11 protein-coding genes are annotated in these 13203 nt (G+C 72.3%); 10 read left to right on the top strand and 1 reads right to left on the bottom strand.

From position 1 onward, the window contains the following. Positions 1-48: 48 nt before the first annotated feature. Positions 49-759: a DUF461 domain-containing protein gene (locus ACFWVP_RS34570; protein ID WP_384502109.1), complete on the bottom strand. Its 711-nt coding sequence runs from the start codon at positions 757-759 to the stop codon at positions 49-51. A gap of 621 nt (positions 760-1380) precedes the next feature. Here ACFWVP_RS34570 and ACFWVP_RS34565 point away from each other — a divergent pair. The 10 genes from ACFWVP_RS34565 to ACFWVP_RS34520 all read left to right on the top strand — a co-directional run bounded on the left by ACFWVP_RS34565 (position 1381) and on the right by ACFWVP_RS34520 (position 13159). Next, positions 1381-1863, top strand: a complete 483-nt coding sequence (locus ACFWVP_RS34565; RefSeq protein ID WP_006380568.1) for a CarD family transcriptional regulator — start codon at positions 1381-1383, stop codon at positions 1861-1863. A gap of 383 nt (positions 1864-2246) precedes the next feature. Further along, positions 2247-3011: a 2-C-methyl-D-erythritol 4-phosphate cytidylyltransferase gene (gene ispD, locus ACFWVP_RS34560; protein ID WP_384502107.1), complete on the top strand. Its 765-nt coding sequence runs from the start codon at positions 2247-2249 to the stop codon at positions 3009-3011. Further along, entirely contained in the window at positions 3001-3519 is a 519-nt protein-coding gene (ispF, locus tag ACFWVP_RS34555) for a 2-C-methyl-D-erythritol 2,4-cyclodiphosphate synthase (RefSeq protein ID WP_384502105.1), read from the top strand. Before ispD ends, ispF begins: the two co-directional genes overlap by 11 nt. A gap of 150 nt (positions 3520-3669) precedes the next feature. Further along, the gene (locus ACFWVP_RS34550) at positions 3670-4263 is read left to right on the top strand and encodes a GNAT family N-acetyltransferase (RefSeq protein ID WP_384502103.1); all 594 of its coding nucleotides are present in this window, start codon (positions 3670-3672) and stop codon (positions 4261-4263) included. Between the two features lie 48 nt (positions 4264-4311). Further along, positions 4312-5820: an ABC transporter substrate-binding protein gene (locus ACFWVP_RS34545; RefSeq protein WP_384502101.1), complete on the top strand. Its 1509-nt coding sequence runs from the start codon at positions 4312-4314 to the stop codon at positions 5818-5820. 4 nt (positions 5821-5824) lie between these two features. Beyond that, positions 5825-7537 carry an ABC transporter permease subunit gene (locus ACFWVP_RS34540; protein WP_384502099.1) on the top strand — a complete coding sequence of 571 codons (1713 nt, stop codon included), beginning with the start codon at positions 5825-5827 and terminating at the stop codon, positions 7535-7537. After that, positions 7534-8787, top strand: coding sequence for an MFS transporter (locus ACFWVP_RS34535; protein WP_384502098.1), 1254 nt, complete (start codon positions 7534-7536; stop codon positions 8785-8787). Before ACFWVP_RS34540 ends, ACFWVP_RS34535 begins: the two co-directional genes overlap by 4 nt. A 60-nt stretch (positions 8788-8847) precedes the next feature. Then, positions 8848-10248, top strand: coding sequence for a cysteine--tRNA ligase (gene cysS / locus ACFWVP_RS34530; RefSeq protein ID WP_384502097.1), 1401 nt, complete (start codon positions 8848-8850; stop codon positions 10246-10248). Between the two features lie 109 nt (positions 10249-10357). Beyond that, positions 10358-11314: a 23S rRNA (guanosine(2251)-2'-O)-methyltransferase RlmB gene (gene rlmB, locus ACFWVP_RS34525; RefSeq protein WP_384502096.1), complete on the top strand. Its 957-nt coding sequence runs from the start codon at positions 10358-10360 to the stop codon at positions 11312-11314. Positions 11315-11569: 255 nt separating this feature from the next. Beyond that, positions 11570-13159, top strand: coding sequence for a DoxX family membrane protein (locus tag ACFWVP_RS34520; RefSeq protein ID WP_384502094.1), 1590 nt, complete (start codon positions 11570-11572; stop codon positions 13157-13159). The last annotated feature ends 44 nt before the right edge of the window (positions 13160-13203 follow it).

Genomic DNA, 13203 nt, shown 5'->3' with positions numbered 1-13203 from the left:
AAGGGGCGCCACCGGCGGGAGGCGCCCCTTCGCGCGGTACGGCGTGCGTCAGTGGGAGGCGGAAGGCTCGTCCGACGACGTGGACGCGTCGCCCTCCGCTTCGGAACCGGCCTCGGTGCCCGCTTCGGACCCGGTGCCCGCTTCGGACCCGGCCTCGGCGCCCGATTCGGACCCCGTCGGGCTGCCCGACGGATCGCCCGGCGTCTCGGAGGCGTCATCCGAGGGCGTGGGCTTCGTCTCCGGCAGGGCGCTCGGGCCGAAGCCCTCGAAGAAGCCCGTCGCGGGAACGACCGCGGCGCCCAACTGGACGTCGCCGGTCTCGCTGAACGCGAAGACGACGTTCTGTACGCTGCCGGCGCGCCCGGCCTGACGGCCGTTCTCGATCACGGCGGAGGCGTTGCCCTTGCCGCCCAGGATGAGGCGTCCACCGGCCGGGATCACGACCGGTCCCTTGCCCTCGGCGGCCTGCAGCTTCACCGTGGCGTTGGTGCCCGGCAGCGTGACGGCCTCCAGGACCTCCTGCTTCGTGCCGTCGTTGAACAGCGTGGCGGCGACGACGGCGGGGCCCTCGGCGTCCTGCTCCGGCTGGACGATGACGTTCGCGTTCTGGATCTTGATCTGGTCGACGGCGGTGGCCGCGTTGTCCGGCCTGACCTGGAGCGTCTCTGCGTTGTTGCCCGCACCGCACGCGGAGAGCGAGGCGATCGAGAACACGAGGGCAGTGACGGCGAGGGCGCCGTGTCGAAGGCTGCGGCTCACGGCGGCGGCAACTCCTTGAACGATCGGACTGCGGGCTTCGGACTCTGCGGACAGGAAGGCCGAGCGACGTAAAGCCGCCCTAAGTGCGTGTCAGCGGACTCAGGTTACCGAGCCGCGGTCCAGGGCCCGCACCCGACCCGCCCCTACGGGTGCCGGACCTGACAGGCGGTCCGATCGCGCCGATTCGCACCGCGTTCACGAAAAGCGAGTGATCGGCACGCGAGCGGTACGCGAGCGGCGTGTGATCAATTCTGCCGGAGGTGGCGCATTCCTTGCGCATAATCCACCCGGTGGCCGGCCGTTGATCAATTTCAATGGCCATCGAGACTAAGGCCCGTACGGGTGATCGATGTCCGAACGGAGTACGGAAAGTTCAGATCTGTAATCCGGCAAAACGGGACGTTCAACCCCTTCTGAGTGGGTTCCGGTCCGTGTGACGCGTGTGTTTCAGCTCGACCGCACGCCCACTCCGACCTGCGAATATCCGCCTCAGGATGCCTTCCGCAGCACGATCGTGTTGCTGTTGTCAAGCCCCGAGATATGCCCTGACCTGCGAAAACGCCATTCAGGAGAAGCCGTTCTCGTGTTACTCTGGATAGCCACGGAAGGGGTACCTGTCACATGACGTTCAAGGTTGGCGACACCGTGGTCTATCCCCATCACGGGGCCGCGCTGATCGAGGCTATCGAAACTCGCCAGATCAAAGGCGTGGACAAGACCTACTTGGTGCTCAAGGTCGCCCAGGGCGACTTGACGGTTCGTGTACCGGCGGACAATGCGGAGTTCGTCGGTGTGCGTGACGTAGTCGGGCAGGAAGGGCTGGACCGGGTCTTCGAGGTGCTGCGCGCGCCGTACGCCGAAGAGCCGACGAACTGGTCCCGACGCTACAAGGCAAATCTCGAGAAGCTCGCCTCCGGCGATGTCATCAAGGTCGCCGAAGTGGTGCGTGACCTGTGGCGTCGTGAGCGCGAGCGCGGACTCTCAGCAGGTGAGAAGCGCATGCTCGCCAAGGCCCGCCAGATCCTGGTGAGCGAACTCGCCCTCGCGGAGAACACGAACGAGGACAAGGCCGAGGCCCTGCTCGACGAGGTCCTCGCGTCCTGACGATGACGCCGGTACCCGGATCGCTCCGGAATCCGGATCACGCCGGTCGTAAGAATGTGCTGCGGTGCCCGCTGACCAACCGTGTTCCACGGTGAGTCGCCGGGCGCTGCGGCATGTTCGGGCCCCCGCCATGGCGTTCATGGCCCGACGGGAACATGGGCCACGGGAGCCGTGTGGAGAACCGACGGGATCCGGCCGGATCCCGTCGGACCCGTATCCGGTGCCATCCCCCTCAGCAAGCTCGACCAAGCCCTCGCTGCGGCCTGCCCGACCAGGGGTCACGGAAGGGGTCCCGGTCAGGTCGAGGCGTCGCGCCCGGCTCGCTGGGGCCATACCCATGTCGGCCGTGGAAACAAACCTGCCGAAGCTTCGGAGTGCAACCGATGTCACCGATGTCCCCGTCGCCCGCTGAACCGCGCCCTCTCCGTACCGCGGTGGTGATCCCCGCAGCCGGCCGCGGCGTCCGGCTCGGCCCCGGAACCCCCAAGGCGCTGCGCTCGCTCGGCGGGACCCCCATGCTGATCCACGCCGTACGGGCGATGGCCGCGTCCCGCGCCGTCACCCTCGTCGTCGTGGTGGCGCCCCCGGACGGCGCGCCCGAGGTCAAGAACCTCGTCGCCGACCACTCCCTGCCCGAGCGCACCGACTACCTCGTCGTGCCCGGCGGCGCGACACGCCAGGAGTCCGTGAAGCGCGGCCTCGACGCCCTGCCCGAGGACATCTCCGTCGTACTCGTCCACGACGCGGCCCGCCCCCTGGTGCCCGTCGACACCGTGGACGCGGTCATCGAGGCCGTACGGGACGGTGCGCCCGCCGTCGTCCCCGCACTGCCGCTCGCCGACACCGTCAAGGAAGTCGAACCCGGTACGCCGGGCGAGCCCGAACCCGTCCTGTCGACCCCGGTACGGGCCAGGCTGCGCGCCGTCCAGACCCCGCAGGGTTTCGACCGGGACACGCTCGTCAAGGCGCACGGGACCGTGGCCGTCGACGGTGAGGGCGCGACCGACGACGCGGGCATGGTGGAACGCCTCGGCGTGCCCGTCGTGGTCGTCCCCGGACACGAAGAGGCATTCAAGGTGACACGGCCGCTGGACCTGGTCCTGGCCGAAGCCGTTCTCGCGCGCCGGAGGGCGAACGATGGATTCTGAGCACACGCCGCAGCGGGCCCAAGCCCCCCTGATCCCGCTCGTCGGCATCGGGACGGACATCCACGCCTTCGAAGAGGGCCGCGAGCTGTGGTGCGCCGGATTGCTGTGGGAGGGCGAGGGTCCGGGCCTGGCGGGCCACTCCGACGCCGACGTGGTGGCGCACGCCGCGTGCAACGCCCTGTTCTCGGCCGCCGGGCTCGGCGACCTGGGGCAGCACTTCGGTACCGGCCGCCCCGAGTGGTCCGGTGCCTCCGGGGTCACCCTGCTCACCGAGGCCGCCCGGATCGTGCGCGCGGAGGGCTTCGGGATCGGCAACGTGGCCGTCCAGGTCGTCGGCCTGCGCCCGAAGATCGGCAAGCGGCGCGACGAGGCCCAGAAAGTCCTGTCGGACGCGGTGGGCGCCCCCGTCTCGCTCTCTGCCGCCACCTCCGACGGTCTGGGGTACACCGGCCGGGGCGAGGGCATCGCCGGCATCGCGACCGCGCTGGTCTACCGCACCGCCGGCTGACCTCGGGAACTCCCCGCAGCTACGCCTACGGGCCGCCCACCTGGCCGGACACCACCCCCGAAACCTTATTGCGCATCACTTGCACGTACGCTGATACGGCAGATGGTGTGCCGTACGGGCCCGCCGGGGCCGGAGTGAGGGTGAGCGTCAGTGGTGAGCGTGACCGCGGGGGCGACAAGGGTGCCGGACGCGCCGGCCTTCACCGATGGATACGTCCTGCGGACGGCCACGGCGCAGGACCTCGGCGGTGCGCGGGCGGTCATGCTGGACACCGTCTACCGGGACCTGGGCTCCGGTTACGTACCGCGCTGGCACGCCGACATCATCGATCCGGAGAGCGCCTACCTGCTGCCCGAGCGCTGCACCCTGCTGGTCGTGCGGCACGGTGACGAGATCGTCGCGACGGGCGCGGTGCGGGACCGCGGTCCGCAGGCGCCGCCCAATCCGCGGTGGGTCGCCGACCGCTTCCCCTCCGGCACGACCGCACAGCTGTGCCGGATCTACGTACGCCCCGGACACCGGCGGCACGGGCTGGCCAGGTGGCTGGTGCGGGAGCTCGGCGCCTTCGCCGCCGCGACGGGCGGCTACACCTCGCTCTACCTCCACACCGATCCGGCCGTTCCGGGCGCCGAGCCGTTCTGGCGGTCGATGGCGCACGAGGTCTGCGACGAGCGGACCCTGCCCGGCGGCGGTCAGGGCATCATCCACTTCGAACTGCCGATGCCCGCACCGGCCGCCGCGTGAACCGCCCTCCTTTTCAGATGATAATCGTTTCCATATAGGGTCTCCGTCATGCCTCTGCTCCGAAGCCGCCGTTCACCCCTGCCGGTGATCGCCGCAGCCCTCCTGCTCCCTCTCGCCGCCTGTTCCGGCGGTGGCGACGAGGCATCCGAGGGCGGCGGCCGGCTCCGGGTCGTCATGGCCTTCCCGCCCGCCCAGGCCATGTCCCCGTACGGCGACGACGCCGTCACCCTCAGCCGCCTCGCCGTGATCGAGGGCCTCACCACCCTCGACAGGAACGGCGCGCCCCGGCCCGCGCTCGCCGCGTCCTGGAAGCGGGACAACGCCACCACCTGGACGTTCACCCTCCGCGACGCGGACTTCCAGGACGGCACGACGGTCGACGCCGACGCCGTGGTGCGCTCCCTCACCGCCGCCGGGAAGGCCTCCCCGCTGCCCCGGGTCCTGTCCGACGCCACCCTGCGGGCGACGGCCACGGACGCCGACACCGTACGGATCGTCACCGAGGACGCCGACCCGCTGCTTCCGCAGAGGCTCGCCAACCCCTCCCTCACGATCCTGTCCGCCGACGCCTACCGGGGCGGCAAGGTGAACCCCGCCGGGCACGCCACCGGCCCCTTCACCCTGACCGGCGTCAAGGGCGCCGTCGCCGCCACGCTGGAGCGCAACACCGGCTACTGGGGCGGCGAGGCGAAGTCGCCGGGCGTCGACGTCACCTTCGTCGCCGACGGGACCGCCCGCGCCAACGCCCTGCGCACGGACGCCGTGGACGTCGCCGAATACGTACCGATCTCACAGGCTTCGCTGCTCGGCGACGGGTTCGTCCACGAGTTCCCCTCGGCCCGGACCAACGGACTCTCGCTGAACACCCGTCACGGTGTCTTCGCCGACCCGGCCATGCGCGCGGCCGCCCGCGAGGCGATCGACTCCGAGGCCCTCGTCGACGGCGTCTACGAAGGCCGGGCCGACACCGCACAGGGGCTCCTCGGCCCCGGTGTCCCGTGGGCGGCGAAGGACCGCACCGCCCCCACGAACCGGGCGGAGGCCGCCGGACAGGACGAGGTGGCGAGGACGAAGGAGATCGTGCTCGCCACCTACACCAACCGGCCCGAACTCCCCGAGGTCGCCACCATCGTCCAACAGCAGCTCGAGAAGCGCGGCTTCACCGTCAAGCAGGTCGTCCGCGACTACGCGCAACTGGAGGCGGACGCGCTCGCCGGGAAGTACGACGCGTTCATCCAGGCCCGCAACACACTGCTGGACACCGCCGACCCCGTCTCCTACCTCGCCTCCGACTTCACCTGCGACGGCAGCTTCAACATCTCCCAGCTCTGCGACCCACGCGTCGACGCCGCCGTCACCGAAGCCGCCTCCCTCGCCGGCACCGAGGAGCGCCACCGGGCCGAGATGACCGCCGAAGCCGCAGTGCTCGGCTCCGACGCCCTCGTGCCGCTCGTCCACGAGCGCTTCGTCCAGGGCTACGACGACGCCCGCGTCGAAGGCGTCGCCCTCGACCCGATGGAGCGCACCCTCATCACCGCCGACACCCGCACCGGCTGACCGGGTGCGGTACCTGGGACCGCGGCTGGCCACCCTCCTGGCCGTCGTCGCCGTCGTCGGCCTGCTGCCCTGGCTCACCCGGACCGACCCCGCCCTCACGATCCTGCACGCCCGCTACGCGGACCGGCCGCCGACACCCGCGGTCCTCGACGCCATTCGCGCCGAGACGGGACTCGACGGCGGGCCGCTGCACCTGCTCGGCTCCTGGGCGGGCGGACTGTTCCGCGGCGACCTGGGGGAGTCCTGGGTCTCCGGGCAGCCCGTGGGCCCCGATGTGACGTCCGCGCTCGGCGTCTCGCTCATCCTGATGGGCGTCTCCCTCGCCGTCGCCCTGCTCCTCGCCCTCGCCCTCGCCGCCCCGACACTCCGGCGAGGAGCCCGCCGCACACTCGCCACGACCCGCGCCGGTGCCGGGGCCGCCGTCCTCGCCGCCCTGCCGGAATTCCTGCTGGCCGCCATCCTGGCCACCGTCCTCGCCGTACAGCTGGGCTGGTTCCCCGCCCTCGGCTGGGGGCGCGCCGAACAACTCGTCCTGCCCGCACTCGCCATGGGCGTCCCGGCCGGCGCCCTGCTCGGACGACTCCTGGACGACGCACTGCCCGCCGCCTTCGCCGAACCCTGGGCCCGTGCCGCCACCGCCGGCGGCATACCGCCGCACCGCATCGCGGCCCACGCCCTGCGCCGTACGCTCCCCACCCTGCTGCCCCAACTCGGACTGGTCGTCGCCGGCCTCACCGGCGGCGCCGTCGCCGTCGAGACGCTCTACGCCATCCCCGGCCTCGGCGGCACCGCGCTCGCCGCGGCCCTCGCCCAGGACCTGCCCGTCCTCCAGGCCTGCGTCCTGCTGCTGCTCCTGCTGGGACTCGCCGCCGGACTCGCGGCCCGGCTCGGCTCCCGCGCCCTCCTCGGCCCCGCCCGCACCGCCCGGGCCCTGCCCGCGCTCACCGCCCCACCCCTGCCCGTACGACGGACCGTCACCCTCACCGCCGTCGCACTGGCCGCACTCCTGGCCGCGGTCGCCGTCGCCGGCCTGCTGCGCGACCCGCTGGCCGTCGACGCCGCCGTCCGCCTCGCCTCGCCCTCGGCCGCCCATCCCCTGGGCACCGACTCGCTGGGCCGCGACATCCTCGCCCGGCTGGGCCATGGCGCCGCCCGGACCGTGCTCACCGCCCTCGCGGTCGGCGCCGTCACCCTGCTGCTCGGTCTGATCGCCGGATTCCTGCGCGCCGGAGCCCTGACCGAGACCGCCAACGCCCTGCCCGCGGTCCTGGTCGGCCTCGTCGTCGCCGGTGTCGCGGGCCCAGGCCCCTGGGGCGCGGCCCTCGCCGTCGCCGCCGTCGCCTGGGCCCCCCTCGCCGCACACACCGCCGCGCTGCACGCCCAGGAGAAGGCCGCCCCGCACCTCGCCGCCGCCGTGGCCCTCGGCGGCGGACGCGGCCACCTGCTGCGCCGCCACCTCCTGCCGGGCGTCGTACCGCCCGTCGTCCGGCACGCCGTCCTGCGCGTCCCCGCCATCGCGCTGGCCCTCGCCTCCCTCGGCTTCCTCGGCCTCGGAACACAGCCCCCCGCACCTGAATGGGGCCGCATGCTCTCGGAGAACATGGCCTACGCCGAACGAGCCCCCTGGGCCGTCCTCGCCCCCGCCGCCGCCCTCGCCGCCCTCGGCGCACTCGCGGTGCTCACCTCGGCGGCCGTACGCGGCGGGCGCGACCGATGACCACACACCCGGAACGCGTCCGGACCGGCAAGGCCCGCCTCACGCCCTACCTCCGGCTCCTCACCGTCACCCAGTTCGCCTTCAACATCGGCTTCTACGCCGTCCTGCCCTACCTCGCCACCCACCTCGGCGACGGACTCGGCATGGCCGGCTGGCTCGTCGGCCTCGTCCTCGGACTGCGCACCTTCAGCCAACAGGGCCTCTTCGTCGTCGGCGGCGCCCTCACCGACCGCTACGGCCCCCGGCCCGTCGTCCTCACCGGATGCGTCCTGCGCATCGCCGGATTCTGCTGGCTCGCCCTGGCCGGCTCCACCGCCACCGTCATCGGCGCCGTCTTCCTCATCGGATTCGCCGCCGCACTCTTCTCACCCGCCGTCGAGTCCGAGACCGCCCGGGCAGCCGTCGCACACGAGACCGAAACCGGAACACCGCGCGCCCAGGTCCTCGCCGTGTTCTTCGCCTCCGGTCAGGCCGGAGCCTTCCTCGGACCCCTGCTCGGCACCCTCCTCCTGCTCCTGGGCGGCGGATTCACGGCCGCGTGCATCGCCGGAGCCCTCGTATTCGTCGGCGTACTGGCCGGGCACGCCCGCCTCATGCCGCACCGGCCCCGCACCACCACCCGCGGACCGGAACACGGCCGCTTCCCCCGGGACGTCTTCACCAACCGTCCCTTCCTCCTGCTGTGCCTCGCCTACAGCACCTATCTCGTCTCCTACAACCAGCTCTACCTCGCCCTGCCCGTCGAGGTGGAACACGCCACCGGGTCGCAGAGCGCGATCGGCGGACTCTTCGCGCTCTCCTCCCTCCTCGTCGTAGGCGCCCAGCTGCCCCTCACCCGCTGGTCGGCCCGCCGCATCGCACCCCGCACCGCCCTCGTCACCGGACTCGCCGTCGTCGCGGCCGGATTCGCCGCCGTACCCCTCACACCCGCCGGGCCCGCCGGACTGCTCCCGGCGGCGACCCTCGTCGTCCTGCTCACCCTCGGTCAGATGCTGCTGATCCCCGCCGCCCGGGGGCTCGTGCCCGACCTCGTCGACGACCACCGGCTCGGCCTCGCCACCGGAGCCCTGTCCTCGGTCTCCGGCCTCGCCGTCCTCGCGGGCAGCGCCGCCACCGGCGCACTCCTGGACACCCCGGGACCCGTCCTGTGGACAACTCTCGCCGCAGTGCCCCTCGCCGGTGCCGCACTTGCCCTGACCCTGCCCCACGGCGGGCGCGCACCGGCGCCCGAGGACACCGTCACCGATTAGTTGTGACACGTTTTCCACAGGGGGCGCCGGGCACTGGTGCGGGCCCACTACCCTTGAGGGGTGACTATTCGCCTGCATGACACCAACGCCCGGCAGATCCGTGACTTCGTCCCGCTCACAGCGGGCTGTGTCTCGATCTACCTCTGCGGCGCGACTGTCCAGGCCGCCCCCCACATCGGGCACATCAGGTCCGGACTGAACTTCGACATCATGCGCCGCTGGTTCGAATACCGCGGGTACGACGTGACGTTCATCCGGAATGTCACCGACATCGACGACAAGATCATCAAGAAGTCCGCCGAGCAGAACCGCCCCTGGTGGTCCATCGGCTACGAGAACGAGCGCGCGTTCAACGACGGCTACGACGTCCTGGGCTGCCTCCCGCCCACCTACGAACCGCGCGCCACCGGCCACATCACCGAGATGGTCGAGATGATGCGCGGCCTCATCGAGCGCGGCCACGCCTACGAGGCCGACGGCAACGTGTACTTCGACGTGCGCTCGTACGAGGGATACCTGGAGCTCTCCAACCAGGACCTCGACGACCTGCGGCAGCCCTCCGGCGACAACGAGACCGGCAAGCGGGACAAGCGCGACTTCGCCATGTGGAAGGCCGCCAAGCCCGGCGAGCCCAGCTGGGAGACCCCCTGGGGCCGCGGCCGTCCCGGATGGCACCTGGAGTGCTCCGCCATGGCGCACAAGTACCTCGGCCGCGCCTTCGACATCCACGGCGGCGGCATCGACCTGATCTTCCCGCACCACGAGAACGAGATCGCCCAGGCCAAGGCCTACGGCGACGACTTCGCGAAGTACTGGGTGCACAACGGCTGGGTCACCCTCGCCGGCGAGAAGATGTCGAAGTCCCTCGGCAATTCGGTGCTGGTCAGCGAGATGGTCAAGCAGTGGCGCCCCATCGTCCTGCGCTACTACCTCGGTACCCCGCACTACCGCTCCATGATCGAGTACAGCGCGGATGCACTGCGCGAGGCCGAGTCCGCGTTCGCGCGCATCGAGGGCTTCGTCCAGCGCGTCATCGAGAAGGCGGGCGGCGTGGTCGCCCCCGCCGCCGAGGTGCCGCCCGCGTTCGCCGAGGCGATGGACGACGACCTCGGCGTCCCCCAGGCACTCGCCGTCGTCCACACCACCGTCCGGCAGGGCAACTCCGCCCTCGCCGCCGACGACAAGGAAGCCGCCGTCGCACGCCTCGCCGAGGTGCGCGCCATGCTCGGCGTCCTCGGCCTTGACCCCCTCGACGCCCACTGGGCGGGCGAGACCGACCGCGGCGAGGACCTGCACGGCGTCGTCGACACCCTCGTACGGCTCGTCCTGGACCAGCGCCAGTCGGCACGCGAGCGCAAGGACTGGACCGCCGCCGACGCCATCCGCGACCAGCTCAACCAGTCGGGCCTCGTCATCGAGGACAGCCCCGGCGGACCCCGGTGGACCCTCGGCCCGCGCTGAGCGGTCCCCCCTGGCACCCGCGTGAGCAGCGCAAATGTGCCGCCCGGCCGTCCGGGCGGCACACTTTCACTTGAGACACGTTTTTCTGAAGCAACGAAACAGGTAGGTCATGGCCGGGAACAGCCAGCGCAGGAACCGCCGCACGTCCAACAAGAAGGGCATGCAGGTCGGCAGCGGCGGTAACCGACGCCGTGGTCTCGAAGGCAAGGGACCGACGCCGCCCGCCTCCGTCCGCAAGGGACACAAGAAGAACCGGGTGGCGAGCGCCCAGGCCAAGCAGGCCGCGGCCCGCCGCCCCGCCCCGCGCCGCGGTGGCGCCAAGGGCACGTCGGAGATGGTCGTCGGCCGCAACCCGGTCTTCGAGGCGCTGCGCGACGGCGTCCCCGCGACCACCCTCTACGTCCAGCAGTACATCGACAACGACGAGCGGGTCCGCGAGGCCCTCCAGCTCGCCGGCGAGCGTGGCAACATCCACCTCATGGAGGCCCCGCGCCCCGAGCTCGACCGGATGACGAACGGCCTGAACCACCAGGGCCTCGTCCTCCAGGTCCCGCCGTACGAGTACGCGCACCCGGAGGACCTCACCGCCGCCGCGTACGACAACAACGAGGACCCGCTGATCGTAGCCCTCGACGGCGTCACCGACCCGCGGAACCTCGGCGCCATCGTCCGCTCCGTCTCCGCCTTCGGCGGCCACGGCGTGGTCGTACCCGAGCGCCGCGCGGCCGGCATGACGGCCGGAGCCTGGAAGTCCTCCGCCGGCACCGCCGCCCGCACCCCCGTCTCCCGTGTCACCAACCTGACCCGGGCGCTCGAGGGTTACCAGAAGGCTGGCCTCACCGTCGTCGGCCTCGCCGCCGACGGCGAACACACCGTCGAGGACCTCGAAGCACTCGCCGGCCCCGTCGTCATCGTCATCGGCAGCGAGGGCAAGGGCCTCGGCCGCCTCGTCGGCGAGACCTGCGACTACCGGGTCCGCATCTCCATGCCCGGCGGCGCCGAATCCCTGAACGCCGGAGTCGCCGCGGGCATCGTCCTGTACGAGGTGGCCCGCCGCCGCGCCTGATCGAGCGAGGCGGCCCGCCGCCACGCCCGACCCGGGACCGGGGGATGTACTCCCCGCGCCCGGTCTATCCGCCAGGTCCGGCCCGGGAGTACAGCCCCCGGGCCGGACGGCGTACGCGGCCCGTCCACGGCCCCCGATGACGCACCCGATCCGGGGCCGATCCACGGGGAACCGCAGGCCGTCACAGACTATTGACGGGTCTCGGACACTTCGGACGTGTCAAGGCAGTGTCCTAATCACACATCACTCGGTTAGATGAGTGTGGACACCAGAACGCCTCGGTTCGACGATCAACCCGCCCTGAGCATGACGAAGGTGGACAGCGACCCCGCGCAGGTCATCGTCAGCCACGCCAGCTTCCGGGTGCAGCTCGCCCCGGGCCAGCGCACACGTCTGCGCCCAGTGGCCTCCGGCGGACCGGTCAGGATCCCCGCCATGAGCGGCGCGGGCGGCCGCAGGCGGGCGCCCGTCGTATGGAGCGGCAGGTCCGAGCCGGGCGACCCCGGAGCGACCGGGCTCCTGCAGGCCGTACGGAACTCCACCGCGGGCCACCTCGACGCCCGCGCCGACGCGGGCAGCGGCTACGGCGGCGACACGGGCGGCGGCACACAGGTCATCCCGCTCCTCGAGGAGACCCAGCCCAACCCCGTGGTCATCTCGCCGCGCACCGGCCGGACCGGCCCGCTGCTGCCCCCCATGCGGCAGGCCGTAGGCGCCTACGACGCCGTCGAGACCAGCCCTCCGGCGAGCGACCCGTACGACGGGAGCCCCGACGACTCCACCGCCGGGGAACGGCGCCACGCCGGCGACGACGTCCGGCACGCCTACTTCCCCGGCCGCCGCATGAACCTCGGCGTCGTCCTCCTCCCGCTGCGCGTCTTCCTCGGCTTCATCTCCATCTACGCCGGCATGGGCAAGCTCTCCGACCCCGTCTACTTCGACGGCGGCGACCGCGGCTCCATGGTCAAGTGGATGACCTCGCTGCACCCCTGGCCCGTCGCCGAGCCGCTGCGCGACTTCGCCCTCACCCACCCCGTCGGCGCCGGACTCTCCGTCGCCTTCCTCCAGGTCGTCGTCGGCGTCCTCACCGTCCTCGGCCTCTGGCAGCGCGTCGCCGCCGCCTTCGGCGCACTGCTCTCCGCGGCCCTCCTCGTCACGGTCAGCTGGCGCAGCGTCGCCGCGTACGACGCACCCGACATCATCTTCCTGGCCGCCTGGAGCCCGCTCGTCATCGCCGGCGCCCCCGTCTACTCGGTCGACGGGCGCCTCGCGGGCGAGGCCTGGCGTAGGCTCGGCCCGCGTTCGGCGATCTGGGACCTCCGCCGCCGCGTCCTGCGCCGCGGCACGGTCGTCGCGACCGTCGTGGTCGGGCTGACCCTGCTCGTCGGCTCCATGGTCGGCGGCGCAGTCCGGTCCACCGAGGTCGTCACCGTGCCCGGCCCCAACGACAACCCCACCAACCAGCTGCCGGGCTCCCCGCTCCCCGACGAGACCACCGGCAAGGACAAGCCGTCCCGCTCCCCGGAGCGGCGCCGTCCCGAAGCGGCCCCGTCCAGTGCCGCGACCACCCCCTCGGCCAGGGAGTCCACCCCGGGCTCCGACTCCGTCCGCGAATCCGGCCAGGCCACCGGGGCGAGTACCGGGCAGCCGAGCCAGACCCAGGGCACCGGCCAGGAGCCCCCGCAGGAGACGGCCCCGCAGGAGCCCCCGACCAGCAGCGCGGGCCCCAGCTCCTCCGGTGGCACCAGCTCCGGCGGTTCGGACGGCGGTTCGGACGGCGGGTCCACCGACGGCGGCTCCAGCGGCGGCGCCGGCCAGAACCCCATCGGCGGCCTCCTCGGCTGAGACCGCGTGTGACACGGCGAGGGCGGCCACCGGCATCCGGTGGC

It is taken from the genome of Streptomyces sp. NPDC058637, assembly GCF_042717325.1.
GTDB lineage: Bacteria > Actinomycetota > Actinomycetes > Streptomycetales > Streptomycetaceae > Streptomyces.
The sequence above is the reverse complement of the archived record's forward strand: the minus strand, read 5'-3'. Positions and strand labels throughout refer to the sequence as shown.